At 51.0% G+C, this 17659-nt stretch carries 11 protein-coding genes; 4 read left to right on the forward strand and 7 right to left on the reverse strand.

The window, feature by feature from the left end; genetic code table 11:
- Positions 1-340 precede the first annotated feature (340 nt).
- Both MPRO_RS14835 and MPRO_RS25130 read left to right on the forward strand, forming a co-directional pair.
- On the forward strand, positions 341-2131 hold the full coding sequence (locus MPRO_RS14835; protein WP_158651833.1) for a pentapeptide repeat-containing protein: 1791 nt from the start codon (positions 341-343) through the stop codon (positions 2129-2131).
- A gap of 237 nt (positions 2132-2368) precedes the next feature.
- The gene (locus tag MPRO_RS25130; RefSeq protein WP_082708816.1) at positions 2369-2932 is read left to right on the forward strand and encodes a RebB family R body protein; all 564 of its coding nucleotides are present in this window, start codon (positions 2369-2371) and stop codon (positions 2930-2932) included.
- Between the two features lie 140 nt (positions 2933-3072).
- Here MPRO_RS25130 and MPRO_RS14845 read toward each other — a convergent pair whose 3' ends face one another.
- Positions 3073-3708, reverse strand: coding sequence for a DUF1826 domain-containing protein (locus tag MPRO_RS14845; protein ID WP_082708818.1), 636 nt, complete (start codon positions 3706-3708; stop codon positions 3073-3075).
- A 145-nt stretch (positions 3709-3853) separates the two neighbouring features.
- Between MPRO_RS14845 and folE2 the strand changes: the two genes are divergently transcribed.
- Together folE2 and MPRO_RS14855 are read left to right on the forward strand one after the other, a co-directional pair.
- Positions 3854-4819 (forward strand): GTP cyclohydrolase FolE2, encoded by a 966-nt coding sequence (gene folE2 / locus MPRO_RS14850; protein ID WP_067294240.1) that lies wholly within the window; start codon positions 3854-3856, stop codon positions 4817-4819.
- Between the two features lie 915 nt (positions 4820-5734).
- Positions 5735-7909: a glutamine synthetase III family protein gene (locus MPRO_RS14855; protein ID WP_067294213.1), complete on the forward strand. Its 2175-nt coding sequence runs from the start codon at positions 5735-5737 to the stop codon at positions 7907-7909.
- Between the two features lie 130 nt (positions 7910-8039).
- Here the strand turns inward: MPRO_RS14855 and MPRO_RS14860 are convergent, their stop codons facing one another.
- The 6 genes from MPRO_RS14860 to MPRO_RS14885 all read right to left on the reverse strand — a co-directional run bounded on the left by MPRO_RS14860 (position 8040) and on the right by MPRO_RS14885 (position 17216).
- Entirely contained in the window at positions 8040-8720 is a 681-nt protein-coding gene (locus MPRO_RS14860) for a type 1 glutamine amidotransferase domain-containing protein (protein WP_067294216.1), read from the reverse strand.
- 38 nt (positions 8721-8758) lie between these two features.
- Complete coding sequence (gene curA / locus MPRO_RS14865) at positions 8759-9784, reverse strand: NADPH-dependent curcumin/dihydrocurcumin reductase (protein ID WP_067294220.1); 1026 nt, start codon at positions 9782-9784, stop codon at positions 8759-8761.
- A gap of 34 nt (positions 9785-9818) precedes the next feature.
- Positions 9819-10976 carry an iron-containing alcohol dehydrogenase gene (locus MPRO_RS14870; protein ID WP_067294223.1) on the reverse strand — a complete coding sequence of 386 codons (1158 nt, stop codon included), beginning with the start codon at positions 10974-10976 and terminating at the stop codon, positions 9819-9821.
- Between the two features lie 143 nt (positions 10977-11119).
- The gene (locus MPRO_RS14875) at positions 11120-11719 is read right to left on the reverse strand and encodes a TetR/AcrR family transcriptional regulator (protein WP_067294226.1); all 600 of its coding nucleotides are present in this window, start codon (positions 11717-11719) and stop codon (positions 11120-11122) included.
- 437 nt (positions 11720-12156) lie between these two features.
- The gene (locus MPRO_RS14880; RefSeq protein WP_067294229.1) at positions 12157-13341 is read right to left on the reverse strand and encodes a GGDEF/EAL domain-containing response regulator; all 1185 of its coding nucleotides are present in this window, start codon (positions 13339-13341) and stop codon (positions 12157-12159) included.
- The gene (locus MPRO_RS14885; protein WP_082708820.1) at positions 13338-17216 is read right to left on the reverse strand and encodes a PAS domain S-box protein; all 3879 of its coding nucleotides are present in this window, start codon (positions 17214-17216) and stop codon (positions 13338-13340) included. Before MPRO_RS14885 ends, MPRO_RS14880 begins: the two co-directional genes overlap by 4 nt.
- Between the last annotated feature and the right edge of the window lie 443 nt (positions 17217-17659).

Raw genomic sequence — 17659 nt, forward strand, 5'->3', positions numbered from 1 at the left:
CTTCTTTGAAGCTGCATTAAGGGGGCAAAGGAGTCACCCATTAGCCGATGGTGGTCAAGCACCAAAATTACCCAGCAGCGCACGTTTTAAGCGCTGTCGTACTTGCCCGTTTTCGCACTCATGGTGACTCATTCGTACCCTGGTCTTCGTTCAGTCGGTTGCGTAATCAGCCGAACTGATTCGCACCAGTCACCCATATGGATTCAGGCCTGGAGCCGCATCGCATGGATGCCTGTTCCGCCCCTGGCACCGTCGATGCCACAGAATACCCGTGGCACCTTGACCCCGTTACCATATACATGGCGAAGGTGAGCTAAAGCACTCTCTAGGAGAAATGTATTTGATTACTGAATTTATTAAGTATATCGAAGAAAAAATTTTATGGGTCTATTCTTATAAGAAAAATAGGGATCAGTTTTTATCTAGTTTAGCTGATAGTTTTGATAACCCTAATAGTCTTTGTAAGCTATATGTGTGGCCTCGTTTACAAGAGAAGAATCCCGCAGATGAAATCCACTCTTTTGTAGATACTTCTAAGCCAGCATTAGAAGCCCTAAAGCCATTTTTTGATGAAGAAAATACTCATAAAGATGGTAGAAATCATTTGATTGTACTTGGTGATGCTGGGATGGGTAAAAGCTCATTTTTATTAATGCTGAAGTTAAAAAGCATGAGGTTTTTCTGTAATAAAAAATATAAATTTGAATTATTTAAAATTAACTCAGATGTACTTGATGATATTTCAAAAATAAAAGACAAGTTGAATACAGTTCTTCTTCTTGATGCTTTGGATGAAGATGTAGAGTCATGGGGTAATATTAAGTCGCGGCTATCCTGTTTAATTGAAAGTACATTGGGTTTTAGGAAGGTTATTATTACGTGTAGGACTCAGTTCTTCCCTGTGGAACAAAAGCATCTTCTAATGAATTCAGGAATTGTAAAAATACAAGAATATAGAGTTGAAGCTCTATTTCTTTCACTATTTAGAGAAAAGGATATTAGTCTTTATTTGAAGAAAAAGTTTGGTTTTGATAAAGAGAAAATAATTAGATCCAAGGCGGTAATTTTTAAAATGAAAGACCTTAAAGCACGTCCTCTTATTTTGTCGCATATAGATGATATTCTTAATGGGTCTGATGATTATACTGATATGTTTTCTATCTATAGCGGAATGATTACGGCTTGGTTGGAAAGGGAGTCCAGAAAAAACAAACACCTTAACTCTGAGGTGTTAAGAGAAAGTTGTATTTTGATAGCAAAGTACATGAGTTCTAAAAAATCCAGAAAAATAAATATAGATAAATTAAATAAATTGACGGATATTGGCGCTGTATCTATTAACCTTGATAAGGTCGATATTGGTGGAAGGTCGCTATTGAATAAAAATTCAGATGGAGATTTTCGTTTCTCACATTTTTCTATACAAGAATTTCTTGTTGCAGAGTCTATAGTTCTTGGATATATGGATTTAAATAGTTTTTCTGAAATAAATATCACAGACTTGATGAAGCAATTTATATTGCAGGGGAGCGGTAGTAAAAACATTTTGGCTGACGAACTCCCCGGGAAATGTAGCTCTGCATATGTTAAACTTGAATCTTTTTCTAACTCGGAATATGAAAGGGTGTTTACATCTGAATCTAATCTTCCAAATATTATAATGTACAGTGTAGTAGATAGGGGTTTGAAAAGATTTCTGTGTATGGAAAAAACAATGTATTATGAATGTGTTATTAGTAAAACTATGGTGAGAGCAGATCTGCTAGAGGTGGATTTTATAAAGTGTAATATGCGTGGTTGTAGTTTTGAATATTCTAGAATAACCAACTCAAGGTTCCATACATGTAGTTTAAATGACTTGGTAATGGAAGGTTCTGTATTTGAAGGGGTTGTGTTTATGAAAACTGACTTTAGTAATTCAACTCTTAAAGACAGTCAGTTCGAAAGTTGCTCTTTTATTGAATGTTTATTTATGGGTACTGATTTGGAAGGAGTTAAGTTTAATAATTGTACAATAGATAATCCAGAAGTTATTAACCATGCTAAATGCCTTGAAAGGGCGGTTATGGATGAAGGTTTTCTAAAAGGGTTTAGCCTATCAGCTCTTAAAAAAAATAGTTCTTCTATATGAGTACAGATGTTTGATCTTGCCCAGCAATCGAGGGTCCGAGGTCGATTAGCCAACGGTGGTCAAGCACCCAAAGCTCTCCAACACGTTTTGAACATGTTCTCAATTTTACCTGTTCCATTTACACGGTGACTGATTGGCTCCCGAATTTTCTCTTGGTTGGTTGCGATATCAAACCGATTCGCACCGGTCAACGGGGTCCCCCATTATCTCACTCACCCTCCCAGCAAGGAGCGCACCATGTCTTCTCAGACCCCGGTCAACGAGCAGATCACCGAAGCCGTCACCCAGGCCAACATCAAGGTTATTTCCGAAGCTCCGGCAATGGCGACGGGTGCGATTTACCAGGCCGTGGCCCATGCGACCGGCACCCTGTTCGAAAACGCTGTTTCTTCTCAACAGCAGCAAAACGCCCTGATGCAGGCTGCAGTGAATCAGGGCGTAATACAGATCTACTCGGTGGACACGCAGGCCGGTGCCGAAGCCTTGCAGAATCAGTTCCTGCAAGGCACGGCACAGCTTAACGCCACGAGTGTGGGCGGCGTCAACCAGCAGATTGTGGACGCGGTAAAGTTAAGCCTTCGTAGCGTGCTCGACAGTGCCGGCGACTTTTCCTTCGCGGTACGCAGCGCCGCCGAGGCGATGCAGGCCACACTGGATGGTATCAGCGCTACCAGTCATCAGGATGCCATGCGCTCGCTGCAACTGGCTGCGACCGCGGCCTGCCTGCGCGCGATGATTGCCGATCCCGGCCAGGCCGATGCCTATAGTAAAGTGTTGAACGAGATTAGCCGCCTGGCCTGAGCGCTGCGGCGACACTCGAGAAGCGAATGGTCTTGCCTTTCCTGCCGCTATATATCAGCAAGGCAACAGGCAAGACCTGACGACATTATTCCCCTTTTGGCCCCTCCTTATTCTGAATCCTGCGCTCGGCTGAGCAGGCCTCAGTCCATCAGGTCGAGCGACAGGAACAGGCGTCCTGCGTCATCCGTAACCTCGGGTGACCGGTGGACGATGCCACGGCCTTCGTTACCGAACCATCCTTCGCCCTTGAGCAAGGCAACCTCGCCGGCTTGCAGCTGGCGAAAATCCCTTTCGTTGCCGGGCGAGCTTTGGCGTTGCTCATGGCTGATCCAGTGTGTGCCGGAACCGAGGTAGGTTGTCACCAGGCGGCAGGGCAGGCGATCCACATGAAACTTCGGGCACATGGCTCGATGCAGCCACTCCAGCCGCATTCCCACCTGCTTCTGCTCAAACAGGCAGGCAAACATGTCGACCAGCAGCTTGATATCGGCGATCAGGCAATCCCGGCCCGCCCTCGGCGGTAACTTACGTTCCAGTTCGGGAGCGACTTCATCCGGGCGCAGCACGCAGCGCAGGCTCAACCCGGGAGGCTGCTGGGCCTGTTGCTCGAGATAACGTCGCAGGCTTGATGATAACGACCGTTGCCAGATCGCCAGGTTGCAGCTCGCTGCATAGAAACGGGACAGCACTCGAGGGTCGTCCCCCGCCGCGACGCTGAGCTCTGGCAGCACCGCACTCTTGTGCCGGTGCCTTGGCGGATTGCTGATTGCATTCATCAGGGTCCTGCTTTCCTTTGCTGCATCCATGTTGTTTGTGTAATGTTATATTGTAACTATATCGAGCACAATGGCCGCTCTGCCTCGCGCCCAGCAGGCAGTGCGGCAAAACACCAAAGGCATCGACCAAGGATTTCTGCTGCATATGAATACCGCCTCTCTCGGCCCTTTCGCTCCTTTACCCGATGTGACAACGTCGACCCGTGCCGTCGTTGGCGGCACGCTGGATGGCGTCGGCATGTCCGGGCTCGCCCTTCCCGTCACGCTTGCGGAGTCCGCTCGGGGCCATGTTGCCGTTCAGGCAACGGCAAGCCTTTATGTCAACCTTTGCGACCCGCTCGCGAAGGGCATCCACATGTCGCGTCTGTATTTGCTGCTCGAAGCCTTCGCCGAACGCGAGGCACTCAGGCCCGCTATTCTCTGCCAGTTTCTGCAGCAGGCGCTTCAGAGCCATCGCGATATCAGCGATACCGCATCGCTGTCGTTGAGTTTCCAGTATCTGAGTCGCCGTCCTGCACTGAGCAGCAACTACCGGGGGTGGAAAGCCTATCCGGTGGTGCTGAGTGCCCGGCGGGCCCAGGGGCATACCAGTATTGAGCTTGGTGTGAGCGTGCCCTATTCAAGTACCTGCCCGTGCTCTGCGTCCCTGAGTCGCCAACTGATTGCCGACGCGTTTCGTGATGAATTCTCCACTAGATCCAACCCGCCCATCGACGCGGTTGCCGCCTGGCTGCAAGAGGAGGGTGGAAGCTGGGCCACCCCGCACAGCCAGCGATCCTACGCCGATGTTCGGGTCCGGCTGGCGGAATCGGGGACCTTTCCGATCGAAAAGTTGATCGGCACCCTGGAAGAGGCGCTGCAGACACCGGTACAGACGGCAGTCAAACGCGAAGATGAACAGGCGTTTGCCCGGCTGAATGGTCAGAACCTCATGTTCTGCGAAGATGCCGCCCGGCGCCTTAAAGCGGCTTTGAACGCGACGCCCTGGCTGGAAGACTTCCAGATCCGGGTGGAGCACCAGGAAAGCTTGCACGCCCATAATGCCGTCGCCATGGTCGCTAAGGGGCTTCCCGGGGGATACACGGCTGACGCTCCAGGGCTGTGGCGATAACGGCAAGCCGCAGCCAAGGCCGGGAAAGAAGGCCGGGATAGAATGTCTGGTCTTTTGGGCTGTTAACCGCAAGAAAAACAGGTTGTATAGCTGTTCCTCCTTCACTCTACAGGGACTTGTATCGATGGGCCTGAGGTTAAAGCGCGCGGCGGCAGTGTTCGCCAACAGTGTGACGACGGTGGCACCGGTCTGGACTGCGGCTGGTTTCGGGGGCAGGGCGTCGGTTTGCAGGCTGTCGATGCCGGCAAACTCGAGGGCTCTCGTCTGGAGCACCGTTTTGGTGCAGCACTAATCGTGGATCCTGAGATAAGCCGCGCTTTCACTGTGACAAGTCTGCGTCTATCCCCCCCTGTTTGGTCCTGAATCAGGGGCGGGACAGCGGTATCCTGCCGGGGCTGGATGCGTCGGGCCTGGTGGGGGCTGTGCCCATGCTGGAATACCACACTATGGTGCAGGCTCGGCGTTGATATGAACTGCCGCCGGTGGCAGCGCGATGCTGTGTGCTCCTCTGCTTGGCCAGATAATAGTGTGCACGGCCTGGCGTAGCATTCATTCGGATAGGCAAAAACGCACCAATATGGTGCTATTAATTTCTATTTGTGGTCTATTTTGGTGCTCTACTGTCGAATTTGTGCGCTTATATGAGGCGATAGCTCGGGCTTATTATGTTTTAGTCTTTAGTGATAAAAAATAACTTCTTTATTTTCATATGTTTATATAGGTTGTCTATGATTTTGAAGAATTCTGGATCGGATTTTGCTTATTAAAAAGCAATTGGGTTTCTTCGTCTGACGACACCGGGTTTGAAGCAGAACCTGTGCACCAAAAAGAGGCCCCAGGACAACAACACAGGCAGATCCCTTGAGAGGGCCGTCTGTCACACTATTTCACGGCTTATAAGGGTAGGGTATAAAAATGAGCGGCAATGCATCCAGACTCGCAGCAATCAGCGCTATCACTAACGGCAAGCCCGTCAGTGTTGAGATGCCGGAACCGTTGAGCAAGATCTGGGCTAGCGATGTTTTCAGTCTTTCGAAAATGGAAGAGTCGCTGTCCAAAAATGCCTTCAAGGCGATAAAAAACACCGTCCAGACCGGTGCGCCGCTGGATCCTGCCACCGCCGACGTTGTTGCCGCGGCGATGAAAGACTGGGCACTGGGCAAGGGCGCCAAGTTTTTCTCCCACATTTTTTACCCGATGACCAACGCCACGGCTGAAAAGCACGATGGCTTTATCGTACCCAACGCTGATGGCGTTGCCATTACAGAATTCACCGGCAGCCTGCTGATCAAGGGCGAGCCGGATGGTTCTTCGTTCCCCAACGGCAGCCTGCGCATGACCAACGCTGCCCGCGGTTACACCGCCTGGGATCCGACCAGCCCCTGCTACATCATGCACACGGCAAACGGCCCGACGCTGATGATCCCCAGTGTCTTCATGTCCTGGACGGGTGAAGCGCTGGACAAGAAGATTCCGTTGCTGCGCTCCAACTCAGCCATGAACAAGGCGGCGCACAAAGTGCTGTCCCTTATGGGTGAAACCAATATCGCCACCCTGAGTGCAAGCTGCGGTGCCGAGCAGGAATATTTCCTGATCGATGAGAATTTTGCCGCTGCACGCCCTGACCTGCGCCTGGCAGGCCGCACACTCTTTGGTGCGCCGCCAGCCAAGGGTCAGCAGTTTGATGACCATTATTTTGGTGCTATCCCTGAGCGTGTGCAGGTCTTCATGCAGGATTTCGAAGACCGCCTGTATCGCCTGGGCATCCCTGCCAAAACGCATCACAACGAAGTGGCACCTGGGCAGTTTGAAATCGCCCCTTACTTTGAGTCGGCCAATATCGCGGCGGACCATCAGCAGCTGCTGATGACAGTGCTGAAAAATACCGCCAAGAAGCATGGCCTGCACGCCCTGTTGCATGAAAAGCCCTTCGCCGGTGTTAACGGCTCTGGCAAGCACGTGAACTGGTCTGTGGGCAACTCGACCCAGGGCAACCTGCTGGATCCGGGCAGCACGCCGGAGAAGAACCTGAACTTCCTGTTGTTCTGTGGTGCCGTGATCCGTGGTGTGCATCTGCATGGCCCGTTGCTGCGCGCTGTTATTGCTTCGGCGTCCAATGATCACCGTCTGGGTGCCAATGAAGCGCCTCCGGCCATTCTGTCGGTCTATCTGGGCGATCAGCTGGAGAAGGTGTTCACGGATATCCAGCAGGGCAACCTGGTGCCGAGCAAATGTGGCGGCGTGATGGACCTGGGTCTGGCGGAAATTCTTACCTTCACCCGTGATCCTGGCGATCGCAACCGCACCTCGCCGTTCGCCTTTACTGGCAACCGTTTCGAGTTCCGCGCCGTTGGCTCGTCGCAGTCGGTCTCCGGACCACTGGTGGCGATGAATGCCATGATGGCCGATTCCCTCAACTGGATTGCCGGCAAGCTTGAAGCGGCACTGAATTCAGGCCTGGATCAGGGTTCAGCCGTTATTGCTGTGCTGAAGGAACTGATGGATGCGCATGGCAATGTGCTCTTCGGTGGTGACGGCTATTCTTCGGAGTGGCACACGCAGGCGGTTGAAGAGCGTGGCCTGGCCAATAACCGGACATCCGCTGAAGCCCTGCCAGCCTTGCTTGAACAGTCCGTGCAGGACCTGTTCAAAAGCACCGGCGTGCTGACACCGGTTGAGCTGCAAAGCCGCTATGAGGTGTATTCCGAGCAATATATCCTGTCGATCGAGATGGAAGCCAAGCTGACGATGGATATGGCGACCACCTCCATCTATCCGGCAGCAACGACTTACCTGTCGGAACTGTGCAGCTCGATCTCCGGTGCTGCCGCCATGGGTATTAGCCTGGATAACGGCGTAGCGAAGAAAGTGGCCGCCGAAGCGGATGCTATGATGCAGACGGTTGCTGCGCTGGCTGATGCTACGGAAAAACACGACTTCGCATCCATCGAAGCTCACATGCAGTTCTGTGCCCACGAGATTCGCCCGCTGATGGACAAGGTCCGCAGCCATGCCGATAGCCTCGAAATGACGGTATCAGACGCTGCCTGGCCGCTGCCGAAGTACTCCGAGATGCTGTTTATCAGATAAGCATCAGGATAGAAAAAGCGGGAGCTGCGGGCGTGGTGCCGTTAAGGCACTGGCTGCAACCTTCTGAATAACAAAAAAGCCCCGGCTACCTTTGCATAAAGGTAGCCGGGGCTTTTTTACGTCTGGCGGGTTATTTCTCCAGCGCGCTCAGCAGTGCCTGAGCCGTGGCTTCGGATGAGCCCGGGTTTTGCCCAGTGATCAGCAGGCCGTCGGTTTCGACGTGGGAGTGCCAGTCCTCGGCTTTGGTGTAGAGGCCGCCATTGGCGCCAAGCATATCTTCCACCAGGAAGGGCACGACTTTGGTGAGGCCTACGGCGTCTTCTTCGCTGTTGCTAAAGCCGGTGACTTTTTTGCCGTTTACCAGGGGCTTGCCGTCCGCTGTTTTAGTGTGGCGCAGCACGGCAGGAGCATGGCAGACCGCAGCCACGGGTTTGCCCGCGCCATACAGGGCTTCGATCAGGGCGATGGAGTGCTTGTCTTCCGCCAGATCCCACAGAGGGCCATGGCCACCAGGGTAGAAGACGGCGTCGTAGTCGGCGGGGTTGATGGCGTCGAGCTTGAGGGTCGTGGCCAGTTGCGCCTGGGCGCCGGGGTCCTGCTCAAAGCGGCGGGTGGCATCGGTCTGGAAATCCGGCACATCGCTCTTTGGGTCCAGTGGTGGCTGGCCACCGGCGGGGGAGGCCAGGGTCAGGGTCGCGCCGGCATCCTTGAGGCCGTAATAGGGGGCCGCGAACTCCTCGAGCCAGAAGCCGGTTTTTTCGCCGGTGTCGCCCAGGCGGTCGTGGGAGGTCAAAACCATCAGAATATTCATTGTACGCATCTTCCTCGATTTGCAGAGTGTGGACGGGTTCAGACCCGTACGATCAGCTTGCCGAAATTGTGCCCCTGTAACAGACCGATAAGGCCCTCGGGTGCCTGTTCCAGGCCCTCGATAATGTCTTCGCGAAACTGGATACGACCGTCCTGCAGCCACTGGTTCATCTGGGTGAAGAACTCTGGGTAGCGATGGGCGTAGTCATCAAAGATGATAAAGCCCTGCATGCGGATACGCTTCACTAGCAGTGTACGGGTCAGCAGGCCAAGCCGATCAGGTCCGGCGGGCAGTTCGGTATCATTGTAGTGCGCAATCAGGCCGCACACGGGCACCCGGGCACCGGTGTTCAACAGCGGCAGTACTGCATCGAACACGGCGCCGCCGACGTTTTCATAATAGACATCAATGCCATCGGGGCAGGCGCTGGCCAGTTGGGCGGCAAAGTCCGGGTCACGTCGATCGATGCAGACATCAAAGCCGAGTTCGTCGGTGACGTAGCTGCATTTGTCGGCGCCGCCGGCAATACCCACTACGCGACAACCCAGGATCTTGCCGATCTGGCCAACCACCGATCCTACGGCACCGCTGGCTGCAGCCACCACCAGGGTTTCACTGGCCTTGGGCTGACCTATATCGAGTAATCCCATATAGGCGGTAAAGCCCGGCATGCCCAGCACGCCCAGTGCCTGTGAGGGGTGCTGCATCTCAGGCGCAAGCTTGACCAGGGCGGTGCCATCGGACAACGCATAGTCCTGCCAGCCGACATAGCCCTGCACCCGATCGCCCACCTTGAAGTCAGGGTGCATCGATTGTTCGACCCGGCTGACCGTACCGCCAACCATGACCTCACCCAGGGCAACGGGCTCTGCATAGGAGGGGCCATCGCTCATGCGGCCACGCATGTACGGGTCCAGCGACAGGTATTCGGTGCGTAGCAGTATCTGGCCGGCGGTGGGTACCGGGATGGCGGCTTCTTCCAGGCGGAAGTTGGCTGCCGTAGGCGCGCCCTGGGGGCGTGATGCCAGCACTATGCGACGGTTGCTCTGTGTATTCGTGGTCATTGATAGTGTCCTTAAATTTCCGTTGGAGGTCAGATCAGAGCGCAGCGGTCAAAATGGTGCGGCTGACATCCAGGTTGATGTTCTGGTGTTCACCCAGAGCCTTAAGGCCGTGCTTGTCGAGTTGAGCGACCACGGCATCCACCGCTTCGGGGCCCAGATCGTAATCGCCCAGACGCGTGGCGATACCGACGCTTTCGAAGAATGCACGGGTGCGCCCAATGGCCTGGTCAATGCGGGCATCGTCGTCACCTTCGGTGATATGCCACACCCGTTCGGCGTATTGCAGCAGCTTGCCGCGCTTGTCTTCGCGCTGCACCTGCAGCAGGGACGGCAGCACTATGGCGAGGGTACGGGCATGGTCGATATCGTAGAGAGCGGTCAGCTCGTGGCCGATCATGTGGGTGGCCCAGTCCTGCGGCACACCGGCGCCGATCAGGCCGTTGAGGGCGAGTGTTGCCACCCACATGAGGTTGGCGCGGGTCTCATAGTCCTGCGGTTGTTCCAGCGCTCTGGGGCCAATTTCTACCAGGGTTTGCAGCAGGCCTTCGGCAAAGCGATCCTGTGCCATGCCGCCGGCCGGGTAGGTGAGGTACTGCTCGGTAATGTGCACGAAGGCATCGACCACGCCGTTGGCGATCTGGCGCGGCGGCAGGGTAAAGGTCTTGGTGGGGTCCATCATCGAGAACTGCGGGAATACATGCTGACTGCGGAACGGGAGCTTGTCCTGAGTGGCCTTGCGGGTGACCACACCGCCGTTGTTCATTTCCGAGCCGGTGGCGGGCAGGGTCAGCACTGTGCCAAAAGGCAGCGCCTGTTCGATGCGCTGGCCACCACTTTCCAGAATGCCCCAGGGCTCGCCGTCAAAGGGCACGGCGGCGGCGACAAACTTGGTACCATCGATCACTGAGCCGCCACCGACAGCCAGCAGGAAGTCCAGCTTTTCACGCCGTACCAGGGCAACGGCTTCCATCAGAGTCTCGTAGCTGGGATTGGGCTCAATGCCATTGAATTCAAAAACTGCCCGCTCGCCCAGCGCGGCAGTGACTTCGTCCAGAGTGCCGTTGCTGCGGGCGCTATTGCCGCCGAGCAGAATCAGAACCCTGGCGGAGGGCGGAATCTGCTCGTTCAGCTGAGTCAGTGTGTCTTGTCCGAAGATGATGCGGGTCGGGTTGTAGAAACTAAAACTGTTCATGTGCTCTCCAATTAGACCGGTCGTCTATTAAAAGGGTAAAAATAACCGCCATCGGTACAGATCAGGATGGCGGTCGTGTGTTCAGTTCGGTTGGTTTAGCTTAGCCTTTATGGGTTTAGTGCCGTCACTTCAAGGCGTTCGGCTTAATCTGTACCGTCTGCCAGCCCCAGGGCTGCGCGGGTTGAGCGCATGGCGGTTTTCAGGGCGCTGTCATCGCGGCGGACCTTGGTTAGCAGAGTTGCTCCCAGCCACATCTGGTACAGCGCTTCTGCCAGCTGATTTGATGACACGCTGCTGCTGACTGAGCCATCGCTGCGGCCTTCTTCAATGCAGCGAGAGAGGCGCTCGACAATACGGCTGGTGCCCTTGTGCAAGGCACAGCGCATGGCTTCGGACAAATCCGACACCTCACCGCTGAGCTTCACCGCCAGGCACTTGCCCACCGGATCCTCGGCCAGTTGCGTTTCCATCCACAGCGACCAGTAGCCCATCAGTCGCTGGGCGGCAGGTTCGGCATTGTTGGTCAGCAAGCCGTCGAGGCGGGTCAGGTAATCGCTGAAGTAAGCCTCCAGCATGGCCTCGCCAAACAGCTCCTTGGATTTGAAGTAGTGATAAAACGAACCCTTGGGAACAGCCGCACAGCGCAAAATTTCACTCAAGCCAGCGGCGGTAAAGCCCTTTTGCAGGATCACGGGTCTGGCGGCATCAAGAATATGCTGTCGGACGGTGTTTTGGTCAGTCATGGGCGTGATCCTGTGTTCAGTGGGGCTAGTCTACTCACAATTAGACCGGTCGTCTATGGTCGGGGCAAGATATAAGACGCAAGGCGCAAGGAGGGCTGCCCAAGCTGCAGGTGGGACTGGCAGGGCTTGAAAACGGTGTTAACTTGCGTGGCTACACAGGCTTTCCCGAGTAAGCTCATGGAGAAGTTTCTGTCTTACTTTCATAGGCCGCAACCTGCAAGTACCTCACCGTCGCCAGTGATGCACTGCATATCAGTTAGCCTGCACTAAGCAAGGTATCATGACGCTGGGGGATTATTTGAGGTAAGCTATTGGAGCGACAGCACCGGGGCATGAAGTTGCTGGCATTAAAAATGCCTGACACGCTGGAAGGGCAAATCTTGTATCCTGGCCAAAACTTATTAAGTTCATCATAAAAACTACTGATACCGTCCAGATTAATGCTGGCCTTTCAAAGACCAGTCTTCAATCCATGCTGCTACTTCTTTCGCAGGCATTGGCTTTCCCATCCAATAGCCCTGTCCTTCATCACAACCCAGCTCTTTTAAAATATTCCACACGGCTTCGTTCTCAATACCTTCAGCGACAACGCGCATATCGAGCTTATCTGCCAGTAAAATGGATATTTCCGTGATCGTTCTGCATTCATTGTCGATAGCTAGGTTTTTAATAAATTCAAGATCTATTTTGAGCTCCGTAAAAGGTACTTGTACTAATTTTTGCAGCGAGGAATACCCTGTTCCGAAATCATCGATAGAGAGGTTGAAACCCTTCATTCGCAGGCGAGTAAGGATATCCATGTAACGTACAATATCTGACATTACAGCCGTTTCCGTAACCTCGATCACAATGTCGGACGGGGAAACTCCCAATTCTTCTGCATTGGTGGCTAATTCCTCTGGCATATCCAGCTCGTAGAGTGTTTGAGGTGATATATTAATAGACATGCGCAGGCTAATACCTTGGGCCTGCCATTCTGCTAATTGGGAAATGGCAGCTTTGGTCACATACTCCGTGATGTCAGAAATCAGATCATGTTCTTCAGCTATGGCAATAAAGTAGCTCGGCGGAATCATCCCTTTATCAGGGTGTTTCCAGCGTAATAGGGCCTCAACACCAACCACTGTGCGATCATTAATATTTATCTGTGGCTGGTAGACGAGCGACAATTGTCCATTAACTATTGCCGATTTTAGCTCGCCGAAGGCAGGCATCTCTGCAGGGTCGACTAATTTAGGGACTGAATCAGGAGTATATTTTTCAAGCAAGTCTTCCAGTTCTTGCACAAGGAATGGCTTTTGCAGTGTCCCTAATACCCTCATGCCTCGTTTGGAGGCAAGTTGCTGTGCGGAGTGAAGGACTCCCCTGTCTTTGCCGCTCATGAAGATAATAGCAGCTTCACTTTTGTTATCCGCCAGAAAACGAAGTAATTCAATGCCATCAATGACAGGCATAAATAAATCCAATACAATAATGTCAATGTCGTTTGTATAGAAATTAGAAAATTTAGACGGATCTGATACTGAACTGACATCAAATTCCATACTTTCAGCTACTTCTACAACAAAATCTGCGAAGTCGACTTCATCATCTACCACCAGAAGTTTTTTATTAAAAATCATAGATCCCTCTCATCCAATGTCTCTCTTATCCGCTCGGCAAGATCGATACTTCTGTAAGGTTTTCTAAGCATTCTATTTATTAATGTTTCTGTCCTCGGGGAGCGATTTACTTTCCCTGTAAATCCTGATGTTAATAATATTTTTACTCTCGGGTATTGTTGGAAAATAATATCAGCTAAGTCTAGGCCATTTATTTTTCCATGCATAACGACGTCCGAAAATACCAAATCTATGGTGGAATCATTTTCGAGCTCTTTTAAGGCGGCCTGTCCACTATAAGACAGTATAACTTTGTAGCCTAACGTTTCCAAAATACTCTTTGCTATAGCCGCAAGTTCCGCTTCATCGTCAACGACCAGTATAGTCTCTGTGCCTTTTGTCAGTGGGTGACTATTTTTTGTGGGAATATTACTTGAATTAACACTGCTAGTAAGTCGGGGAAAATATAGTTTGAATGTTGTACCCATTCCCGTTTCCGAATAAACAGAGATATAGCCATGGGATCGTTGAACAAAACTATAAACCATAGCCAGGCCTAGACCTGTGCCGCGACCTTTATCTTTAGTGGTAAAGAAAGGGTCAAATATGCTATCAATAATTTCTTTTCTCATTCCCGTTCCGTTATCGCTAATTGAAACCTCTACATATTCACCAGGTTCAATACCATCTTTGAATTCAGTATAGGTACTATCCAGAATTGAATTCTTTACTTCAATAGTCAGAGATCCGCCCTTTGGCATGGCATCACGTGCATTTAGAGACAGGTTAATCAGTGCGTTTTCAAAATCGTCGAGGGATATCTCGACCACCCATAGTTCTTCAGATAGTATTATTTCGATGTTAATGCTCGCTGTCAGTGATTTTTTTATCAAATCTTCAAAATCACAAACAGCCTTTCCAATATCAACCTGATTATTGTCGTCGGTTGATTTACGTGAGAAATTTAGAAGGCGGCGCGTCAATGAAGCTCCACGAAGGGCTGCATCCTGGGCTTTCTTTATTTGCTTTTGAAATTTACTGCCGCTTTCTAATTGACGGTTAATTAAATCAAGATTACCTATAATGATACCAAGTAAGTTATTGAAATCATGAGCTAATCCTCCTGCGAGCTCACCAATGGAGTCCATTTTCTGTGAGCGGCGCAGTAATATTTCAGTGTTTTTTATTTTAGTGATATCTGTATCGATAGCGATATAGCTAATAGGTTCTCCGGTATCGTCCAGCCAAGGTACTATGGTACTGGCTACCCAGTACTGACCTCCGTTTTTTTTCGTATTTTCCATTTCACCGTGCCAGGTTTGGCCACAGCTTATCGTTTCCCATATCTTTTGAAAGAACTCCGGCGGTTGTTTGTTACTGTTCACCTGATGGTAATTTTGACCTATTAATTCCTTTTGGGAATAGCCACTGATCTCACAAAACTTATCATTGACGTAGGTCATGTTGCCGTTAATATCTGCGATTCTGACTATCGCATGCGCATCCAATGCAAATTTTTGAAACGATAATTCAGCATTTGTCTCCTGCACTTTTGTAAGCATTTTCTGTGCTAGGATTTCCGCATTCTTCAAGGTCACCTCTGCCTTTTTTCGAATGGTTATATCATAGGCGAAGGTGAGTATTAGCGGTTTTCCGCCTATTGTTATAGAGCGCGCTGACATCAGCATGGTTGTACTATTACCATCACGTCGATTCAGTTGAAACTCCAGCCCGTCTACCACTCCATCACGGCGCAGAAGCTGTTGCATAGTGACCCGCCGCACAGGATCGACCCACAGATTCAACTCAAATGCGTTGTGACCAATTATTTCCTCTCTTGAATACCCAGTGGCTTGACAGAATTCATCGCTACAATAAAGCAGGATCCCCTCGGGATTTTGCAAAGAAAGCGCCGCCGGCATCATGCTGAAGGTATTACGAAAAAGCTCCGCAGAGCTTTGTAGCTCAGCCTTAGCTTGGTATTCTTCTGTGACATCACTAAATACCAGTACCACTCCCACGATGGCACCTGTGGCGTCGCGAATAGGTGCTGCGCTATCGGCAATTTGGTATTCCCGACCGTCCCGCGTCAGTAGCGTAGTATGGTTTGCCAAACCCACTACTTTGCCGTGTTCCATCACCAGATGCACGGGGTTGATTGCTGGCAATCGTGTCTCGGCACTGATGATGTTAAACACCTCGCTCAAAGGGTGGTTCACTGCTTCATTCAACAACCAGCCTGTCAGTCGCTCGGCAGTGGGGTTCATACGGGTGATCTGCCCCTGGGGGTCGGTAGCAATGACTCCATCGCCAATCGAGTTTAGTGTGATCGCGAGATTTTTTTCACTCAGCCTTAACTTTTCTTCAGCGAGTTTACGCTCCTGAATAACCAAGGCAGAGGGCACTATGTAAGTAATCTTACCGGTACTGTCAAACACTGGTTGGAATGTAATATCTATCCAAAAAAAAGTGTTCTCGCCCGGCCCACGGATAAGGATATCAAAGCGACTGGCTTCGCCCTCGGCGGCAAGTTTCACGGCATCGCGAATTTTCTGCTGTGCACTGGGTGAATAGGAAAACCAATAGGAGTCAGCCACTGGCATGTTGAGTACGTCTTCTAAGTGAAGCCCGGCGGCGCTCAACGCAGGCTCGTTAGCTAGGAGTATATGCCCCTGTGGAGTTAATAGGCCAACAAAGCTACTTGGACCAAAGCCGTCTACCACATTGTGCAATAATAATTTGCTTGCAAGCAAAGCCTCTTCAACATTTTTGCGTGTCTGCGCCATATGATTGAAAGCCCGGGCGAAAAGACCGATCTCACCCAAGTCGGTTATTTCAAGCATCTGCGAGTAGTCACCTTCACTAATTCTCTTCGCTTGTGTGGCGGCCTGTCGCAGCGGGATCGCAATCTTGCGTGCCTGCCATAGTGCGAGCACGGTTGTGACACACAACATAAATGCGCCGGTCACCATAAGGATTCTTTCGGTGGAGCGTACCGGTGCGAGAATCTCATCCAGCGGTGCAACAGCCATTATGCTCCAGTCCAGAGAGTCGGTAATACCGAACTCGCCCATGTCTGCATAGGCGGCTATGACCCTATCGCCGGTATGATCAGTGTAACTAAGGCTGCCAACCAGACCTTGCTCGGAAAAGCGGCTTAACAATTGGGGTTCAATTGCAAGGTCGGGAAATTCATCGAAGGCTTGAACCGATGGATCCTCAGTTATGAGAACATTGCCGTCGTTGTCGACTATATAAACAAACTTATCGCCAATAACACCCTCATCAAAGATAGCCACTATGCGTTGGATACTCTTCAAATTGACTTCTATGGCTAAGACTCGCGTCAGTTCGTTGTTTGTTGCATCAATAATGGGAGCAAGGAAAAGTAAACCGGGACCTGAGTCGAGTAGCTGAGCTTCCGATACTACAACATCTCCCCGTGACGCATTCTTTGTAATATAGAATAACTCTTCCGTTCCCGGAAAAAGCTCCCACAAGACCTTCCCTTGTTCGTTCTGTACTCCAGAGCTAGCAATAATTTTTCCCGTAGCATCAATGACATCAATATCATTTATCCATAATGAGTGCGTGACGATATCGCTTAGATGTCGAATAACCCTGGACGTTTGCTCAGCTTGCAGGACCTCAGCCCCGGATATAACGCGGGTATCTATGACGCGTTCAGTGATGAAATTATTGATATTACGTACTACGATCTCTGATTTGCTAACAAGCTCTTTTGTTACCATTTCTGTCAAGGTCGAGGTGGCGCTTTTGATACTAATGATTAAAAAAATAACTAAGGGAGCTAACACAACTAACAGGGCAATTGCCGTCAGCCTGAACTGTAAAGAAGATGTTCCTAACATTGGTCGAGTACGGTTTCCACTCATTATTTAAAGGCCCAAACTATTTGAGTTAAGTATCTTCAGAATATCTGCCTTGCTGTTAGAGCTACAAGCCTACTCATTCGTAAAAATTAACTTACTGGAGTATAGCCGATAGCTAATCTGTTCATCCCATAGCATTTTTACCCAGGGAACCTCTGCTGCAACCACGGCTTTATAGCCGCCTTCATAGGTTCGCCCTGAATGAGCTTTGTCGATAGCACACTAGCAGCCTGTCTGACTTAGCACTGATCTACTGCGGAAAAGCCGAATTTGGTCAATTTATGTACTTTTTTACTCGTCGCAGGCTCCTCGGTCTGCGACCCCGCTAAAACGGTTCTTTACACTGCGTTCCAAGTGTTAAATAGAACCACTATTCGCCTCAAAAGAGCCCAAAAACTGCCTCAAATCGGTCTTTCCCTCGCTACGACCGGTCAAGTCCGACAGGC

Source organism: Marinobacterium profundum, assembly GCF_001528745.1.
Lineage (GTDB): Bacteria > Pseudomonadota > Gammaproteobacteria > Pseudomonadales > Balneatricaceae > Marinobacterium_A > Marinobacterium_A profundum.